Source organism: Mycobacterium neglectum (assembly GCF_002591975.1).
GTDB classification, from domain to species: domain Bacteria; phylum Actinomycetota; class Actinomycetes; order Mycobacteriales; family Mycobacteriaceae; genus Mycobacterium; species Mycobacterium neglectum.
Window position 1 is genome coordinate 55,957 of sequence record NZ_NVQE01000016.1, and the last position, 16,465, is coordinate 72,421.

General features: G+C 64.9%; 18 protein-coding genes. 12 read left to right on the plus strand and 6 right to left on the minus strand.

The window, feature by feature from the left end; translation table 11 throughout:
- The first annotated feature begins 33 nt into the window (after nucleotides 1-33).
- On the plus strand, nucleotides 34-651 hold the full coding sequence (locus CSQ99_RS14620) for a TetR/AcrR family transcriptional regulator (RefSeq protein ID WP_099039824.1): 618 nt from the start codon (nucleotides 34-36) through the stop codon (nucleotides 649-651).
- On the opposite strand, the gene CSQ99_RS14625 is transcribed toward CSQ99_RS14620, so the two are convergent.
- Entirely contained in the window at nucleotides 648-1,223 is a 576-nt protein-coding gene (locus tag CSQ99_RS14625; RefSeq protein ID WP_099039765.1) for a VOC family protein, read from the minus strand. The two genes, CSQ99_RS14620 and CSQ99_RS14625, sit on opposite strands and share 4 nt — an antisense overlap.
- A gap of 78 nt (nucleotides 1,224-1,301) precedes the next feature.
- Here CSQ99_RS14625 and CSQ99_RS14630 point away from each other — a divergent pair, with 78 nt between their 5' ends.
- Genes CSQ99_RS14630 through CSQ99_RS14650 form a run of 5 tightly spaced genes read left to right on the plus strand, consistent with a single transcriptional unit; the run spans nucleotide 1,302 to nucleotide 6,620 of the window.
- Nucleotides 1,302-1,931, plus strand: a complete 630-nt coding sequence (locus CSQ99_RS14630; protein WP_099039766.1) for a TetR/AcrR family transcriptional regulator — start codon at nucleotides 1,302-1,304, stop codon at nucleotides 1,929-1,931.
- The gene (locus CSQ99_RS14635) at nucleotides 1,928-3,070 is read left to right on the plus strand and encodes an alpha/beta hydrolase (RefSeq protein ID WP_099039767.1); all 1,143 of its coding nucleotides are present in this window, start codon (nucleotides 1,928-1,930) and stop codon (nucleotides 3,068-3,070) included. Before CSQ99_RS14630 ends, CSQ99_RS14635 begins: the two co-directional genes overlap by 4 nt.
- Complete coding sequence (locus CSQ99_RS14640) at nucleotides 3,046-4,038, plus strand: NAD(P)-dependent oxidoreductase (protein WP_245908911.1); 993 nt, start codon at nucleotides 3,046-3,048, stop codon at nucleotides 4,036-4,038. Before CSQ99_RS14635 ends, CSQ99_RS14640 begins: the two co-directional genes overlap by 25 nt.
- Before the next feature lie 40 nt (nucleotides 4,039-4,078).
- Nucleotides 4,079-6,280, plus strand: a complete 2,202-nt coding sequence (locus CSQ99_RS14645; protein ID WP_099039768.1) for an acyl-CoA dehydrogenase family protein — start codon at nucleotides 4,079-4,081, stop codon at nucleotides 6,278-6,280.
- Nucleotides 6,281-6,308: 28 nt separating this feature from the next.
- Nucleotides 6,309-6,620 (plus strand): hypothetical protein, encoded by a 312-nt coding sequence (locus CSQ99_RS14650; protein ID WP_099039769.1) that lies wholly within the window; start codon nucleotides 6,309-6,311, stop codon nucleotides 6,618-6,620.
- Here the strand turns inward: CSQ99_RS14650 and CSQ99_RS14655 are convergent.
- Nucleotides 6,617-7,396 carry an SDR family NAD(P)-dependent oxidoreductase gene (locus CSQ99_RS14655; RefSeq protein ID WP_099039770.1) on the minus strand — a complete coding sequence of 260 codons (780 nt, stop codon included), beginning with the start codon at nucleotides 7,394-7,396 and terminating at the stop codon, nucleotides 6,617-6,619. The two genes, CSQ99_RS14650 and CSQ99_RS14655, sit on opposite strands and share 4 nt — an antisense overlap.
- A 29-nt stretch (nucleotides 7,397-7,425) precedes the next feature.
- Nucleotides 7,426-9,114: a long-chain-fatty-acid--CoA ligase FadD2 gene (gene fadD2, locus CSQ99_RS14660; protein ID WP_099039771.1), complete on the minus strand. Its 1,689-nt coding sequence runs from the start codon at nucleotides 9,112-9,114 to the stop codon at nucleotides 7,426-7,428.
- Between the two features lie 56 nt (nucleotides 9,115-9,170).
- Between fadD2 and CSQ99_RS14665 the strand changes: the two genes are divergently transcribed.
- Together CSQ99_RS14665 and CSQ99_RS14670 are read left to right on the plus strand one after the other, a co-directional pair.
- The gene (locus CSQ99_RS14665) at nucleotides 9,171-10,418 is read left to right on the plus strand and encodes a DNA polymerase domain-containing protein (protein ID WP_099039772.1); all 1,248 of its coding nucleotides are present in this window, start codon (nucleotides 9,171-9,173) and stop codon (nucleotides 10,416-10,418) included.
- A gap of 113 nt (nucleotides 10,419-10,531) precedes the next feature.
- Nucleotides 10,532-10,936, plus strand: a complete 405-nt coding sequence (locus CSQ99_RS14670; protein WP_099039773.1) for an STAS domain-containing protein — start codon at nucleotides 10,532-10,534, stop codon at nucleotides 10,934-10,936.
- A 94-nt stretch (nucleotides 10,937-11,030) separates the two neighbouring features.
- Here the strand turns inward: CSQ99_RS14670 and CSQ99_RS14675 are convergent, their stop codons facing one another.
- The gene (locus tag CSQ99_RS14675) at nucleotides 11,031-11,306 is read right to left on the minus strand and encodes an MmyB family transcriptional regulator (protein ID WP_342746703.1); all 276 of its coding nucleotides are present in this window, start codon (nucleotides 11,304-11,306) and stop codon (nucleotides 11,031-11,033) included.
- On the opposite strand from CSQ99_RS14675, the gene CSQ99_RS14680 reads away from it, so the two are divergent.
- The 3 genes from CSQ99_RS14680 to CSQ99_RS14690 are packed head-to-tail and all read left to right on the plus strand — an operon-like array spanning nucleotide 11,282 to nucleotide 13,324.
- Nucleotides 11,282-11,443: a hypothetical protein gene (locus CSQ99_RS14680; protein WP_176561034.1), complete on the plus strand. Its 162-nt coding sequence runs from the start codon at nucleotides 11,282-11,284 to the stop codon at nucleotides 11,441-11,443. The genes CSQ99_RS14675 and CSQ99_RS14680 overlap by 25 nt on opposite strands.
- A 22-nt stretch (nucleotides 11,444-11,465) precedes the next feature.
- Nucleotides 11,466-11,912 carry a MarR family winged helix-turn-helix transcriptional regulator gene (locus CSQ99_RS14685; protein WP_099039774.1) on the plus strand — a complete coding sequence of 149 codons (447 nt, stop codon included), beginning with the start codon at nucleotides 11,466-11,468 and terminating at the stop codon, nucleotides 11,910-11,912.
- Nucleotides 11,909-13,324 carry an NCS2 family permease gene (locus CSQ99_RS14690; RefSeq protein ID WP_099039775.1) on the plus strand — a complete coding sequence of 472 codons (1,416 nt, stop codon included), beginning with the start codon at nucleotides 11,909-11,911 and terminating at the stop codon, nucleotides 13,322-13,324. The genes CSQ99_RS14685 and CSQ99_RS14690 overlap by 4 nt, the downstream gene beginning before the upstream one ends.
- Here CSQ99_RS14690 and CSQ99_RS14695 read toward each other — a convergent pair.
- Nucleotides 13,313-14,212, minus strand: coding sequence for an SCO6745 family protein (locus CSQ99_RS14695; RefSeq protein ID WP_099039776.1), 900 nt, complete (start codon nucleotides 14,210-14,212; stop codon nucleotides 13,313-13,315). The genes CSQ99_RS14690 and CSQ99_RS14695 overlap by 12 nt on opposite strands.
- Before the next feature lie 34 nt (nucleotides 14,213-14,246).
- Between CSQ99_RS14695 and CSQ99_RS14700 the strand changes: the two genes are divergently transcribed.
- Entirely contained in the window at nucleotides 14,247-15,197 is a 951-nt protein-coding gene (locus CSQ99_RS14700; RefSeq protein WP_099039777.1) for a DUF808 domain-containing protein, read from the plus strand.
- 15 nt (nucleotides 15,198-15,212) lie between these two features.
- Here CSQ99_RS14700 and CSQ99_RS14705 read toward each other — a convergent pair whose 3' ends face one another.
- Nucleotides 15,213-16,409, minus strand: coding sequence for an FAD-dependent oxidoreductase (locus tag CSQ99_RS14705; RefSeq protein ID WP_099039778.1), 1,197 nt, complete (start codon nucleotides 16,407-16,409; stop codon nucleotides 15,213-15,215).
- Nucleotides 16,410-16,465: the final 56 nt, after the last annotated feature.

A 16,465-nucleotide genomic window follows, 5' to 3' on the forward strand; every position in this document is an offset into this window, starting at 1 on the left:
CTCGCAGAGCTGACGGGTGTCAAGATGGCACTCATGGCACAGGTGCGTCCGTATCGCGGCGTCGGCGCGGGGGAACGTGTCGCCGGGCGGCGCCGAGCGCTGCTGGACGCCGGCCTGGAACTGCTCGGCGCCGCGGGCAAAGACCCCGCCGAACTGACTGTGCGCGCCATCTGCGGGCAGGCCGGTCTGGGGGTCAGGTACTTCTACGAGAGCTTCACCGACAAGGACCAGTTCGTCGGGGCGGTCTTCGACTCGGTGATCGCCGAGATCGCCGCGACCACCCAGGCCGCCGTTTCCTCGGCACCGCCTGACGAGCAGGCCCGCGCGGCGATGGCCAACATCGTGCGCACCGTCTCCGCCGATACCCGGATAGGTCGCCTGCTGTTCAACGTCGAGTTGTCCAACACCGTGATCGTGCGCAAACGCGCGGAGTCGTCGGCGTTGTTCGCCGCGTTGCTCTTTGCGCACGCCGGTGCACACGGGGCGGTGGAAAACGACCGCGTCAAGGCCGCATCGCATTTCACGGTGGGCGGGGTCGGGCAGACGATCAGCACATGGCTGTCCGGTGACGTCAAGCTCGACCACCACGAACTGGTCGATGTGCTGGCTGCGATGATCGACCAGCTGGCGGCCATGCCGCCACAGACCTAGACGGTCACCCTTGGCCGGCGATCCGCCGCGGTCTTGGGCGTGGTGACGGTGTCGCTCTCGGTGAATTCCTTGGTCCAGCAGGCGAACTCAAGCGTGATGCCGTCAGGGTCCAAGAAATAGAACGACCGCACGTATACGCCCGGGTGCACCGTCGCGGCGACCTGCTGCTTGCTCTCGTCATGATTGAGCACCGGGCCGACGCGCACGCCCTTGTCCTTCAGGCGCTGTCGATAATCGTCGAACTTCTCCGCAGGTACGTGAAACGCCAGGTGATTCATTGTGCTCACCGCGCTGACGATGTCACCGATACCCGGAATCGCCTCGGGTGACGAGATTCCCGGAACACGGTCAGGTGCATCGGCGAACCAGAAGAAGGCCACACAATCACCGTTGCCTGCGTCGAAGAAGAAGTGTTGTCCCATGCCACCAGGCAGGTCGAGCGACTTGATCAATGGCATGCCAAGGACATTGCTGTAAAAGTCGACTGTCTTCGCCATATCCGAGCACACGAGTGCGACGTGGTTGATTCCGCCCAGTTCAAACTCGGAATTCGGATTGTTCGGCTTGATCATTTCCGGCTGCTCCTCTAGTCAAGCTCGATTTCTGAATCTAACATCAGGTTCAGTTTCGATCAAGGTCAAGGAGAGGCCGTGACCGTTAGTCCACGCGTGCAGTTTCCGACGCTACGCGGTCGGCAGACACAGGCGGCGATCGACGCTGGCGCCCGATCGGTGATTGCCCGCAAAGGCATTCTCGCTACGACGATTTCGGACATCGCTGCAGAGGCCGGCAAGTCCACGGCATCGTTCTACAACTATTATGACTCCAAGGAAGCGATGGTCCGCGAATGGGCCCTGCGGTTCCGTGACGAGGCCAGGGAGCGATCCCGCGCAGCCGCCGAACCGGGCCTGTCGAACTGGGAACGCTCCTACCAGGCCACCGCCGCGCACTGGCACACGTATCGTCACCAACTTGCCGAGATCATCAGCATCTCGCAGCTGGCGATGGTCAACGAAGATTTCGCAGAGTACTGGAACGACATCTGTTCGCTGCCGACAGCACTCATCACCCGCATGGTGAAACATGCTCAGCAACAAGGCTTCTGCGCCGACGATGAACCACATCTAGTAGCTGTTGCACTGGTGTCGATGCTCAACCAGTTCTGCTACACACAGCTGGCCGGGAACAATGGCGCTGGGAGCGCCGTCGACGACGAGGCATGCATCATCACGCTTGCCAACGTCTTCTACCGGACGATCTACCACAAGGGGGCGGCATGACCAGGACACCGGCGAGCGGCGGAACTCCGGGTGTCACACGCGAATTCGTCGGATTACCGTCGCCCACCGCGCGCCGTGCAGGCGCGGGCGGGAACCCGTGTCAGGGCGTCTACTACCGCGGCGTTGGGCGCAAACCGAAGGTGGCGATGATCGCCACGCACTATCAGATCGACTTCTCCGAACACTATCTCGCTGACTACATGGCGACCCGCGGCATCGGATTCCTCGGCTGGAACACCCGCTACCGGGGATTCGAGAGCAGTTTTCTGCTCGACCACGCGCTGGTCGACATCGGGGTCGGCGTGCGCTGGCTGCGTGAGGTTCAGGGGGTCGAAACAGTGGTGCTGCTTGGCAATTCCGGTGGCGGCTCACTCATGGCGGCCTATCAGGCGCAGGCCGTCGACCCGCACGTGACCCCGCTGGACGGCATGCGGCCCGCGGCGGGTCTTGGCGATCTGCTGCCTGCCGATGGCTATATCGCGAGTGCCGCGCACCCAGGTCGGCCCGAGGTCCTCACCGCCTGGATGGATGCGGCCGTCGTCAACGAAAGCGATGCGGTCACCAGTGATCCCGCGCTCGATCTGTTCAACCCGGAGAACGGGCCACCGTTCACCGCCGACTTCGTCGCGCGCTATCGGGGAGCACAGATCGAACGCAACAACGCCATCACCGACTGGGCCGAAACCGAGCTCAAGCGCGTCCACGCCGCCGGTTTCTCGGACCGGCCGTTCACGGTGATGCGAACGTGGGCCGACCCGCGCATGGTCGACCCCACCCTGGAACCCACCAAGCGGCCCGCCAACATGTGTTACGCGGGCGTACCGATCAAAGCCAACCGATCAGCACACGGCATCGCGGCGGCGTGCACGCTGCGCAGCTGGATCGGCATGTGGAGCCTGCGGCATGCTCAGACCCGCGCCGAACCGCATTTGGCGCGCCTGACGTGTCCCGCGCTGGTCATCAATGCCGAGCAGGACACCGGCGTGTACCCATCCGACGCCAAACGCATCTACGACGCACTGGCCAGTGACGACAAGTCGCAGTGCTCGATCGACACCGATCACTACTTCGTCAGCCCGGGTGCGCGTAGCGAGAAGGCCGATACCATCGCCAAGTGGATCGCGAAGAGGTGGCGCTAAGAGTCCTCGCCCATTACGTTCCCGGCGAGAAAGTCACGCAGTTCGTTGCACCAGAAGCGGATTGGCTCGATGTTCACTACTGCGCCGAGAATGATGACGAGACGTTCTATTCCGAACTCCCCCACGCCGAGGTGATCTGGCACGTGCTGCGGCCGATATCCGGTGCCGACCTCGAAAAGGCGCAGCGGTGTCGGCTCGTGCACAAGCTCGGCGCAGGCGTCAACACCATCGACGTCGACACCGCGACGCGACTGGGGATCGCGGTGGCGAACATGCCCGGCGCCAATGCCGGATCGGTCGCCGAGGGCGCCGTGCTGCTGATGCTTGCGGCACTGCGCCGGCTCACCGAGCTCGACCGCGCCACGCGCGACGGCAAGGGCTGGCCGTCGGATCCGAGCCTTGGCGAGACCGTGCGTGACATCGGCGGCTGCACCGTGGGACTGGTCGGCTACGGCAACATCGCCAAGGCGGTGGAGCGGATCGTGGTCGCTATGGGAGCCGACGTCCTGCACACCAGCACTCGCGATGACGGCCTCCCCGGTTGGCGGCCACTAGCCGAACTGCTGTCGGCCAGCGACATCGTCTCGTTGCACATACCGCTCACCGACGCCACCGCAGGCATGCTGGACGGTGCCGCGCTGGCTGCGATGAAGGCCGACGCGGTGCTGGTGAACACCTCCCGCGGCGCGGTGGTCGACGAGATCGCACTCGTCGATGCCCTGCGGTCGGGCGGCTTGGCGGCAGCGGGCCTGGACGTCTTCGCCGTTGAACCGATTCCGGACGACAATCCCCTGCTCACCCTGGCCAATGTGGTGCTCACGCCACACGTCAGCTGGTACACCCGCGACACCATGCGGCGATACCTGGCGGTGGCTGTCGACAACTGCCGACGCATCCGGGACGGCCGGGAACTCGCCAATGTCGTGAACGGTATCGTGGTTCCCAACCGACCGGTTAATAGGGAATAACCCCCGCCCCGCAACGCCGCGACAACGAGGTGCAACCGCTATGCCTATCGCCATCAACACTGAGCACAACGACCTGGCCGATTCGGTTCGGTCCCTGGTGGCGCGGGTTGCGCCGTCGGAGGTGTTGCACGAGGCGCTGGAGACCCCGATTCCCAACCCGCCGCCTTACTGGAAGGCCGCAGCCGAGCAGGGTCTACAGGGTGTGCATCTGGCGGAATCCGTTGGTGGACAAGGGTTCGGCGTTCTCGAACTGGCGATCGTCCTCGCCGAGTTCGGCTACGGCGCGGTGCCCGGCCCCTTTGTGCCATCCGCGATCGCCAGTGCCCTGATCGCCGCCAACGATCCCGACACCAAGCTGCTTGGCGACCTGGCCTCCGGTGAGGTCATCGCGACCTACGCCATCGACTCCGGACTCACGGCCACCAGGCAGGGCGATGGCCTGGTCATTCGCGGTGAGGTACGCGCCGTGCCCGCGGCCGGGCAGGCGTCGGTGCTGGTGCTGCCGGTGGCGATCGACAGCGGCGAGGAGTGGGTGGTCCTCGACGTCAGCGAGAACCCGGCGCTGGAGATCGAGTCGGTCCAGAGCGTTGATCCGCTTCGCCCGGTGGCAGACGTGCGCGCCAATGCCGTGGAGGTCGGCGACGACCGCGTGCTGAGCAACCTGAGCCGTGGCCACGCGCGGGCTGTCATATCGACACTGCTGAGCGCGGAGTGCGTCGGCGTCGCCCGATGGGCCACGGATACCGCGACGGCGTATGCCAAGATCCGCGAGCAGTTCGGCAGGCCCATCGGTCAGTTCCAGGCGATCAAGCACAAGTGCGCCACGATGATCGCCGACACCGAGCGAGCAACCGCCGCGGTGTGGGACGCCGCCCGCGCCATCGACGAACACAGCCAGAACCCAACGGATGACACTGCTTTCGAGTTCGCCGCCGCCGTTGCTGCCACACTGGCACCCGCCGCTGTGCTGCACACCACCCAGGACTGCATCCAGGTGCACGGCGGTATCGGCTTCACCTGGGAGCATGACACCAACGTCTACTACCGTCGCGCGCTCCTGCTGTCCGCATGTTTCGGTCGCTCCAGCGACTACCCGCAGCGGGTGGTCGACATCGCGACGAGCACCGGAATGCGCAGTATCGACATCGATCTGGATCCCGAGACGGAAAAACTGCGCGACGAGATCCGCTCGGAAGTGGCTGCGCTGAAAGAGATTCCGAGCGAAGAGCGCACCACCGCGATCGCCGAGGGCGGCTGGGTGGTGCCCCACCTGCCCAAGCCGTGGGGGCGCGCCGCGAATCCGATCGAGCAGATCATCATCGCCCAGGAGTTCAGCACCGGACGGGTACGCCGCCCGACGATGGGCATCGCAACGTGGCTGATCCCGTCGGTGGTGGCGTTCGGCACCGACGAGCAGAAGCAGCGCTTCCTGCCACCGACCCTGCGCGGTGAGATGGTCTGGTGCCAGCTGTTTTCCGAGCCCGGCGCCGGATCCGATCTGGCCAGCCTGACCACGAAGGCGACCAAGGTCGACGGTGGTTGGCGGATCACCGGCCAGAAGATCTGGACCACCGGTGCGCAGTACTCCCAGTGGGGCATGCTGCTGGCCCGGACCAATCCGAGCGCTCCGAAGCACAACGGCATCACCTACTTCCTGCTCGACATGAGCAGTGACGGTGTCGAGGTGAAACCGCTGCGCGAGTTGACCGGCAACGCCATGTTCAACACCGTGTTCATCGACGACGTCTTCGTTCCCGATGACATGGTGCTCGGCGAGGTGGACCGCGGCTGGGAGGTCAGCCGCACCACCCTGACCGCCGAGCGGGTGTCCATCGGCAGCAGCGAGGCGCCGTTCCTACCCAGCCTCGACGGCTTCGTCGACTTCATCCGCGACGGTCAGTTCGATCAGATCGGGCAGCACCAGGCCGGGCACCTCATCGCCGAGGGGCACGCCGCGAAGGTGCTGAACATGCGGTCGACCCTGCTCACGCTGGCCGGCGGCGACCCGATGCCCGCGGCAGCCATCTCCAAACTGTTGTCGATGCGCACGGGGCAGAAGTACGCCGAGTTCGCGGTGTCGTCGTTCGGCACCGATGGCGCCGTCGGCAATGCGGAGACGCCGCAGGGCAAATGGGCCGAGTACCTGTTGGCCAGCCGCGCCACCACCATTTACGGCGGCACATCGGAAGTGCAGCTCAACATCATCGCCGAGCGGCTACTCGGTCTGCCCCGCGATCCATAAATCCTTCGATACCGGGTAACCCACGCTGATGACCAACGATGTCGAGAAGCGGTGGGACCGGCCCGCCACCTTCCGTGCGGCGGCCGTCTACGTCGGTGCCGTCGTCGCGGTGGCGGGCATCGCCTTCGCCGTATACGGGTTGATTGCACGTGAATCGGTCGTGGCGGCATCACTGGTGCCGGCGACCCTGTTCGCCGGTGGTGTGGGTGCTTTCGTCAAGACCTACCGGGTGTGGAAGGCCCAGGGGGCATGGCCGGCCTGGCAGGGCGCAGGCTGGTTTCTATTGCTCCTCATGCTGGTATGCCTTTCGGTCCCAGGCGCCGCGATGCAGGCGACCTAGGGGACGATCGAGTCGACGTAACCACCGTCGACACGAAGCGCACCACCGGTTGTCGCCGACGCCTGCTCCGAAGCCAGGTAGGTGACCATGTTGGCGATCTCTTCGGGCTCGATGAGCCGTTCCAGCAGCGACTGCGGTCGGTATTTGCGCATGAACTCCCGCTGCGCGGTGTCCCACGGCAACGACTCATCCACCAACTGGTAGACGAAATCGCGCACGCCCGCGGTGTGGGTCGGCCCCGCGATGACCGAATTGACGGTGACACCGGTGCCCGACGCATCCTTGGCGAATCCGCGGGACACCGCCAGCAGGGCAGTCTTGGACACCCCGTAGTGGATCATTTCCTCGGGGATCACGAGTGCAGAGTCGCTGGCGATCTGAATCACCCGACCCCAACCGCGTTCCGTCATCGCGGGTAGGTAGCTGCGGATAAGTCGCACTGCGGCAAGGACATTCACCTCGAAGTAGGTGCGCCACTGCTCGTCGGTCACCTGGCGGGCGGGGACCGCCTCGAAAATGCCGAGATTGTTCACCAGGATGTCGACGTCGGGCAACTGCGCCAAGAGTTCGGCCGTGCCGTCGTCGCTTGCCACGTCAGCGGCTACGCCGATGGCGTCACCACCGAGCAAGGCGACGGCTTCGTCGACCCGGTCGGGCGTGCGCCCGTTCACCACGACACGGGCACCGCTGGCGGCCAACCCCTTGGCGATCGCTAATCCGATGCCCTGGGTGGAGCCGGTGACAAGCGCTGTTTTTCCCGCCAGATCAATGTTCACGCTGTGCTACTACCACTGCGACACCAGAACTATTCCTTGGTCTCAGTGTCCATTTCGCGGAGTTCGCGCTTGAGGATCTTGCCGGTCGGATTGCGGGGCAACTCCTCGAGGAAGACGACCTCGCGGGGCACCTTGTAGCGGGCCAGGTTGTCCCGCACGTACGCCTTGATGGCGTCCTCGTCGATCGAGGCACCGTCCACCTTGACCACGAAGCAGCGCAGCCGGTGGCCCCATTCCTTGTCTTCCACGCCGAGCGCGGTGGCTTCGACGACCTCGGGATGGCCACTCACGAGATCTTCTATCTCCGCTGGGAACACGTTCTCGCCGCCGGACACGATCATCTCGTCATCGCGGCCGCTGACGTACAACAGGTCGTGCTCGTCGAAGTAACCGACGTCGCCCGACGACATCAACCCGTCGATGATCTGCTTGTGGCCACCGCCGGTGTAACCCTCGAAGGGAAAGGTGTTGCCGACGAAGATTCGGCCAACTTCGCCCTGGGGTAGTTCGTTGCCGTTCTCGTCGAGGATCTTCACCTTGACACCCTTGACGACAGGGCCGACCGTTCCCGGGTTGATCGACAGATCCTTGGGCCGCGCGATGGTCGCGAACGCGATCTCGGTCGAGCCGTACAAGTTGTAGATGACCGGACCGAGATCCTTGAGCGCACGCGTGGCGAGCTCCGCTCCCAGCTGTGACCCCGACACGAACACGATCCGCAGCGATGACAGGTCCGGTTTGGGCTGGGTCTTCTCGAGCTCGTCGAGCAGCCGCGAAAGCATCACCGGCACGACGACGATCGCGGTGGCCCTGTTCTTCTCGATGTCCGTCAGAACGGTCGCCGGCTTGAAGCGCCGACGCAGCACAAGCGTGGAGCCCAGCATCATCGCGATCGTGGCGTGCAGAAAACCGAGGGCGTGGAACATGGGCGCCGGGAGCGACGTCACCTCGCCTGCCTTGAACGGCACGTGGGACAGCACACCACCGATGGGAGCCAGCGACGGCGGGGTGCTGCGGTTGGCGCCCTTCGGCGTACCGGTGGTTCCACTGGTCAGGATGATGATCGACGAATGTCGGCTCACCTTGGGGGCCTGCGCCGTGCTGTTACGGGCGATCAGATCCGCGATCGTTTCGTCGGTGCTGCCGGACGGCTCGTCTTTATCCGGGTTGGTGGCCAGCGCGCGCAGCTTGCCGAAATCAGGATCCGCCTGCGAAACGGCGGCCGTGTATTCGTCGTCGTAGACGATGACCTTCGCACCCTCGCGCTCGGACACCTCCTTGACCTGGGGCCCGGAGAACTCGCTGTTGAGCAGGATGATCCGGGCACCGGTACGGGCCGCGCCGTACACCGAGACGAGGAACCACCGGTGGTTGCGTGCCAGGATCGCCACCCCGTCGCCGCCCTTGACGCCCATGGCCAGCAGTCCGTTGGCGAGGGCATGGGCCGCGTCGTCGAGTTCTTTGAACGTGAATTCACCGTCGTCGTCGACAACGGCGATGCCATCGGGGGTGCGGCGCGCATTGAGCGCCGGGATCATCCCGAACTCACCCCAGCGCCGGATATCGGCGAGGAACGCGGCGATGTTCTGCGGTGCCTCCAGCTTCAGCGCACCCGCTTCGAACATCTTCCTGGCGTAGTGCAGTTCAGCCGATCCGCGCTCGGCGTACTGCTGAATTTTGGCCGCTGCCTGCAACGGAAGATCAGTTAGCTTGGGCATGAACCCACAATATGTGACGCGGGTCGCATGTCGGGCTCGGAACCTAACATGGACTCATGCCCGCTGCGCTCCACTTGGAGGTCAACGGTCAGCAGGTGCCCATCACCAACCCCGACAAGGTCGTTTTCCCCGCATTCCAGGGCGGCCGGGGCCTGACGAAGATGGACCTGATGCGCTATTACCTGCGGGTCGCGGACGGGGCGCTGCGGGGTGTGGCCGACCGGCCGATGATTCTCAAGCGATTCGTCAAGGGGATCACCGAGGAGGCCATCTTCCAGAAGCGCGCCCCGGCGAAGCGGCCCGATTTCGTCGACGTCGCCGAACTGAAGTACGCATCGGGGACGTCGGCCAAAGAAGCGGTGATCCACGATGCCTGCGGTCTGGTCTGGGCGATCAACCTCGGCTGTATCGACCTCAATCCCCACCCGGTGCGCGCCGACGACCTGGCCCATCCCGACGAACTGCGGGTCGACCTGGACCCGATGCCCGGGGTCGACTGGCCCGAGATTGTTCAGGTGGCGCTGGTCGCGCGGGGTGTGCTGGAGGACTACGGGCTGGCGGCGTGGCCGAAGACCTCCGGTTCGCGGGGCTTTCACATCTACGCCCGCATCGAGCGGCGGTGGCCGTTCAAGCAGGTCCGCCTGGCCGCCCAAACCGTCGCCCGCGAGGTCGAGCGCCGGGCCCCCGACCTCGCGACCAGTCGATGGTGGAAGGAAGAGCGCGAGGGCGTGTTCGTCGACTTCAACCAGAACGCGTTCGACCGCACGGTGGCATCCGCGTATTCGGTGCGATCGCTGCCGGACGCGCGGGTGTCGACGCCGTTGTTGTGGGACGAGGTCGCCGACTGCCGTCCCGAAGAATTCACCGTCGCCACCGTGCCCGACCGCTTCGAGGGTCACGGCGACCCGTGGGAAGGAATTGACGACTCAGCGGGTTCACTCGATTCGCTGCTGGAGCTCGCGGACAAGCTCGGCCCGCCCGAGAAGGCGCCGCGCGGCGCGCGCAGGGGAACGGGTCGACGGGTCTCTTCGATGCCGCTGATCGAGATAGCGCGCACCAAAACCAAAGCCGAAGCGATGGCAGCACTCGACACGTGGCGCGGACGTTACCCGTCAGTAGCTGAAAAGCTCGAAGCTCCAGACGTTCTGGTGGACGGCATGCGCGGCCCCAGTTCGATTTGGTACCGCATCCGAATCAACCTGCAGCATGTGCCTGAAGATCAGCGCCCATCGCAGGAACCGTTGCTCGCCGACTACAACCCGTGGGAAAACTACTCGGGGCCACAGTGGATGCGCGGAGACTGAGCGATATCGCTTTTCGCGTCGGAATATGTTCTTACGAAAGTATTAGCGTTGACACCCCGTTGCCTTACTTTGGCTCACTACCTTGAGGGACAAGTGATCGAGAGGAGGCACACATGTACGGCAATCCAGCTTTCGAATGTGATGGCGCACAAATTCGTACCGTGTGCCGTCAGTTGGCCACCGTGGTGACCATCCAGGGCGTAATTGACGACTCCAATATCGAAAAGGTAGCCGCGCTCGCGCTGCGGTTCATCATTGCTGAGAAGCCCTTTGTGCTTGATCTCGGTGGTGTGGATTCCTTTTCAGCACATGGACTTTCGCTGCTGTCCGCGGTTGACGAGCGCTGCTTCTGCAGCGATGTGGAGTGGTCGTTGATCGCGAGCGGCCCAGTGCTTCGCGAGGCTTCCGGGCTCAACTTCCCGGTCGCCGACTCGGTACCCGATGCCCTCCACCACTTCGCGGAGAGCATCGACGAGCGTCGTCACCTGTTCCCATCGATCAATATGCAGATCGCCTAGCAGGAAAGGACGTCATCGTGCTTCTCGACATTCGTTGGCTCGGGTTCCTGCTCGGCCGCCGGCACCCGGCAAAGCGCGCCGTACGCGTCGCTCACTAGATAGCGCGCTCAGCCGTCCAGTTCGCCAGCAGTCGCAAGGCCGTCTCGGATGGCGATCCCGCCTCCGCGGTGTAGATACACAGCGTCTGATCGGAATCGCCGAGCAGCGCCACGGACTCGTATTGCAGTGTCATCTCACCAACGAACGGGTGGTGGTAGCGCTTCGTCCCGTGGGTACGTTCGCGCACATTGTGATCGGCCCACCACCGGCGAAACTGCGGGCTCTTGAGCTGAGCTGGCGAACCACGTGACCGACGCCGGGGCAGAAGAATGGATCACCAAGACCAAGGGTCAAATCGACGTGCTCGAGTCCGAGGACGTGGCAGAGGCGATCAATTTCCTGGCCGGCCAGCCGGCGCGGGTGAACTTCCAGCAGCTCACGATCATGCCGACGGCGCAGGTTTCATAGCCCCGGGCTCTAATATTCGTCCATGCCTTCTGCGGCCAGGCGTCCCGATCTCGCGGCGATGCTGGCTCCGCTGGTTCGTGAGTTGATCGCAGCGGAGCTTCCGGTGTTGAAGGAACACGATGTGTCGATGTGGGGCTACGCCGTGCTGCTCGCGCTCGACGAATCGCCGGTGCGCACCCAGGCCGCGCTCGCCGAGTCCATCGGCGCCGACAAGACGCGCATCATCCCGACGCTGGACGAGCTGCAGGCGAAGGGATACATCGAGCGGCATGCCGATCCCGGCGATCGCCGCGTACGACTGCTGGCCATCACCGAGTCGGGCCGGAACGTGAAAGACGCGGTGCAGGAGGGCATTCAGCGCGGCGAGGAACGCTGGCTCTCGGTGCTCTCGGCCGACGAGCGTCGAACGTTCCTGCGGGCGCTACAGGACATGGCGCGCGTCGGCGATGCCTCTGGGGTCGACGAGTGAACCGCCTCGATCGGTTCTTCGAGATCTCGGCACGAGGGTCCACCCTCACCAACGAGATTCGCGGCGGCGTGGTCACGTTCATCGCGATGGCCTACATCATCGTGCTGAACCCGATCATCTTGTCCGGCAACGACGATGTGACCGGCAACCAGCTCGAATTCGACCAGGTCTCGGCCGTGACGTCGCTGGCCGCGGGCATCATGACCATCCTGTTCGGCGTCGTCTCCCGGCTGCCGTTCGCGTTCGCCGCGGGGCTCGGCCTCAATTCGTTCGTCGCGACGACCCTTGTCGGCTCTCTGACCTGGCCCGAGGCGATGGGGCTGGTCGTCGTCAACGGGCTCATCATCGTCACCCTGGCGGCGACAGGTCTGCGCAAACTCGTCTTCGACGCCGTCCCCATGCAGCTGAAGATCGCCATCACCGCGGGTATCGGACTGTTCATCCTTTTCATCGGGCTCATCGATGCCGGTTTCGTCGGCTCGACGGCAGTTCCGTCGCCGCCGGTGGGCCTCGGCATCGGTGGCGCCGGAGACATCAGCACGGTCCCCACCGTCGTGTTCGTATTCACGCTGTTGTTGACGGGCATCCTCATCGTGCGGCGGGTCCGCGGCGCCATCCTCATCGGACTCGTCGCGGGAACAGTCCTGGCCGTCGTCATCGAGGCGATCTGGCACCTCGGCTCGGCAGTCGAGCGGCCCGGCGGCTGGAGCCTCTCGGTGCCTGCCCTGTCGGGATCGCCATTCGCGCTGCCGGACCTGTCACTGGTCGGCGACTTCAGCCTCTTCGGCAGCCTCGGCCGCATCGGGGCGATCGCCGTCGTCATGTTCGTCTTCACGCTGGTCTTCGCCAACTTCTTCGATGCGATGGGCAGCTTCACCGGCCTGGCCCGCGAATCCGGCCTGGCCGACGATCAAGGAACCTTCCCTCGTGTGCGTTCGGCGCTGATCGTCGAGGGTGCAGGCGCGGTCGTCGGCGGAGTGACATCGGCGTCGTCCAACACCGTTTTCGTCGAGTCCGGGGCGGGTATCGAGGAGGGCGCGCGCACCGGGTTCGCGAATCTCGTTACGGGTGTGCTCTTTCTGGCGGCCATGTTCATCTCACCGCTGGCGTCGATCGTCCCGACCGAGGTGGCCGCGGCGGCGCTGGTGGTCGTCGGCGTGATGATGGTGGCGCACCTCCGACACATCGACATCTCCGAGTTTTCCGTCGCCCTTCCCGTCGTGCTCACCGTGGCGACCATGCCGTTCTCCTACTCGATCGCCAACGGCATCGGTGTGGGCTTCATCGTGTGGGTGGTCACCCGTTCGGCCGCCGGCAAAGCCCGCGAGATCAGCCCGCTGCTGTGGGTCGTCGCCGCCGGCTTCGTGGTCTACTTCGCCCGCGGTGAGATCGAGTCGCTTCTAGGCATGTAACGCCGCAAGGTCGTGAGGACCCGCGGCCGGATATCCGTGCGCTTCCCGAACGGCGTCGGAGAACCGCCGAAGGAGGGCGACAGCCTTCTCGAAGTCGTCGCCGAGGCTGTCGAGGATCGGCGCGCACTGCTCGTCGGTGCGGACCTCGATCGCCTCACGCTCCTGCCTGCCACGCTCCGTCAGCGCTCCGCCATCGATCAGGCCGCGGTTCTGAAGGCCGGAAATACCCGCGTCGAGCTCGGCGTCCGACCAGCCCCTTGTCCTGACGTACGACTTGGATCGCAAACCCCAGTACAGCTCGGTCATCAATCCGATCTCGACGGCGCTGTATCCCGCCGACGTCCAGGCGGCCGTGTGCGCGTCGCCTCGGAATTCTCGAAGACGGTCGGCAAAGCGCCAGGCCGCGCTGAGTGGGTCGTCGGGCACATCGGCGCCCATCAAGCCCGCATAAAGCGGGCGTCCCGCCACCGGAAGCGACCCGCTGACCGGTCCCAGAAGGTCGGCCAGCTCCACGGCGCCGTCCGGGTTGTCCCCAAGAATCCTTCGCAGCTGACCGACGGCCGCCGCATCACGGGCGGCCATGATCGTCGCAGCTGTCGTCAGCGTCCAACCGTGCTCGACGGCGGGCACCACGATCGCCGGGTTGAACACCGCGAACGCCGACGCCACCACCTCACCCGGCACTTGCCCGAGGATCGCGCAGCGGCTGCAAAAGTAGGCGTGCATATCCGGCATTGCCACCCCACCGGCAACTGCGGGACTACCGGAGAAGCCAAGCTCGTGGTACCCGGCATGGGCCTCGGGAGCGAAATAGACCTGTCCGGCGAACGCTTCGACGGCACCCGCCAGAATTCGCGTTGCGCGAAACGCGCCATCAGCACCGGCCATTCGCCCACGGTAACCTCCAGACCATGGGGAAGCGATGAGCGCGGGACTGTTCGGACTTCTCGACGACGTCGCGGCACTGGCGCGGCTGGCGGCGGCATCGGTCGACGACATCGGCGCCGCGGCCGGGCGGGCGACCGCCAAGGCAGCAGGCGTCGTCATCGACGACACCGCGGTGACACCGCAGTACGTCCACGGCATCACCGCCGACCGCGAACTGCCGATGATCAAGCGGATCGCAATCGGCTCGCTACGCAACAAGCTGCTGTTCATCCTGCCTGCGGCGTTGCTCATGAGTCAGTTCGTGCCATGGCTGGTCACGCCGATCCTGATGATGGGCGCCACCTACCTCTGCTACGAGGGTGCCGAAAAAGTACTGGGCTGGTTCACCGGACACGACGCGCACGCCGCTCCGACCGCGACCGTCGGCGAGGACGCCGAGAAGCAGATGACGGCGGGCGCGATCCGGACGGACTTCATCCTGTCCGCGGAAATCATGGTGATCGCGCTCAACGAGGTGGCCAGCGAGCGATTCTGGTCGCGGTTCGCGATCCTCGTCGTGGTCGCGATTGTCATCACCGCGGCCGTGTACGGCGTGGTCGCGCTGATCGTGAAGATGGACGACATCGGCCTGCACCTCGCGCAGCGCTCGTCGAAGTTCGCGCAGAAGATCGGCCGTGGGCTGGTTGCCGCGATGCCCAAACTGCTGTCGGCCCTGTCGACCATCGGCACCGTCGCGATGCTCTGGGTCGGCGGCCACATCCTGCTGCTGGGGACGGACACGCTGGGCTGGCACACGCTCTACGGCTGGGTGCACCATCTCGAAGACCTGGTGCACCGCGCCGTCGCCGAAGGTATCGGCGGTGTGCTGGCGTGGCTGGTGAACACAGCTGCCTCTGCGCTCATCGGGTTGGTCGTCGGAGCGCTCGTCGTGGCGATCGTGCACGTGCTGCCGTTCGGTAAGAAGAAGCAGGCCGAGAAGCACTGATTCACGCCGCTCTCGTCACGAGTGGATCAGCCGGCTGGACAGGTCTCCGTCGACTTCCGCGGATATCCGCCGGTGGCCCAACCAACCCAGAAATGCCGTCATCGCCCATGTCCCAAAAGAGTCCGAGATCATGGCGGCGCGCTCCAACACCGATTGGCTCTGGGATATCTGCCGCGACGTCACCCAGGACAGGACCGTGAGCCTGCGTCGCCTGGTCTTCTCATACCACCGCAGCGCGCTCGCGAGATCGCTGTTGCCGCGGTTGGATGCCTCCCTGAAATCCGAAAGTGCCTTGCACAACACCATCGTGTCCAGCAGTGCCTGATTGGCCCCCTGCGCCAGGGCGGGCGGCATCGTGTGAGCGGCATCGCCGAGCAGCGTCATCGCACCCAACCGTGGCAAGCGGGGAATCGGATGCCGAAAATGTGGGAACGGCGAGGCCGCCAGGTCGTCGTCGGTCAACGCCGCGAGTACTTGATCGACCGACTCGGACCACCCTGCGAAGCTGGACCGGATCACGTCGATCGGGCGTTCCGGCCTGACGAAGTCGGGCGAGTGCCGCAAGTCGAACCACCACTGCAGATCGGAGCCGCCGGCGGGCCACAAGCCAAGGCTTCCGTGCTCGCCGATGATCTGCACTGCCACATCCTTTTCGGCGATGTGGGGCACGGTGGTCAGTCCCTGCCAGCTGCACCAACCGGTCGGCTTCGCGGGTTTCCCACCGGCGATATGTCGAAGGGTCGAGTGCAGACCGTCCGCACCGATCACCAGATCCCCGTCCGCGCAGGTGCCGTCTTCGAATTGGATCCGCACCCCGTCCGGTGTGTTGAACGCCGCGGCCACACGGGAGTTGCAGTGAACACGATCGGCGGGAAAGCCCTCCAGCAGACGGTCGAGCAGGACGCGGCGAGGCACCATCCGGACGGGTCCGCGCAACCTGTCAACGAGCGTGGTCACTGCGATGTTGACAAGTGGGCGACCAGTTGACGTCGCGATCCGAACAGTGGACAGCAACTGACCTGCCCCGTCCATGTCGACGCCGAGCTGCTCCAAAACCGTTGAGCCATTGGGCCAGATGGTCACCGCACCGCCACCGGGTCGCATATCTGGCCGCTGTTCGAAGACGGTGACGTCATGTCCGTCGCGCAATAAACCCCGAGCGATGGAAATGCCGCCAACGCCGGCACCGACAACGAGAATTCGGAGTGCCATTTCGTCCCCTTGGTGTCGAAGTACGAGATCTGGCGTAGACGCCGGATGGACGTGAT

Coding starts and splice junctions, on each gene's coding strand:
- CSQ99_RS14620 (WP_099039824.1), top strand. CDS start 34: ATGGCACAGGTGCGTCCGTATCGCGGCGTCGGCGCGGGGGAACGTGTC.
- CSQ99_RS14625 (WP_099039765.1), bottom strand. CDS start 1,223: ATGATCAAGCCGAACAATCCGAATTCCGAGTTTGAACTGGGCGGAATC.
- CSQ99_RS14635 (WP_099039767.1), top strand. CDS start 1,928: ATGACCAGGACACCGGCGAGCGGCGGAACTCCGGGTGTCACACGCGAA.
- CSQ99_RS14645 (WP_099039768.1), top strand. CDS start 4,079: ATGCCTATCGCCATCAACACTGAGCACAACGACCTGGCCGATTCGGTT.
- CSQ99_RS14650 (WP_099039769.1), top strand. CDS start 6,309: ATGACCAACGATGTCGAGAAGCGGTGGGACCGGCCCGCCACCTTCCGT.
- fadD2 (WP_099039771.1), bottom strand. CDS start 9,114: ATGCCCAAGCTAACTGATCTTCCGTTGCAGGCAGCGGCCAAAATTCAG.
- CSQ99_RS14665 (WP_099039772.1), top strand. CDS start 9,171: ATGCCCGCTGCGCTCCACTTGGAGGTCAACGGTCAGCAGGTGCCCATC.
- CSQ99_RS14670 (WP_099039773.1), top strand. CDS start 10,532: ATGTACGGCAATCCAGCTTTCGAATGTGATGGCGCACAAATTCGTACC.
- CSQ99_RS14685 (WP_099039774.1), top strand. CDS start 11,466: ATGCCTTCTGCGGCCAGGCGTCCCGATCTCGCGGCGATGCTGGCTCCG.
- CSQ99_RS14695 (WP_099039776.1), bottom strand. CDS start 14,212: ATGGCCGGTGCTGATGGCGCGTTTCGCGCAACGCGAATTCTGGCGGGT.
- CSQ99_RS14700 (WP_099039777.1), top strand. CDS start 14,247: ATGAGCGCGGGACTGTTCGGACTTCTCGACGACGTCGCGGCACTGGCG.
- CSQ99_RS14705 (WP_099039778.1), bottom strand. CDS start 16,409: ATGGCACTCCGAATTCTCGTTGTCGGTGCCGGCGTTGGCGGCATTTCC.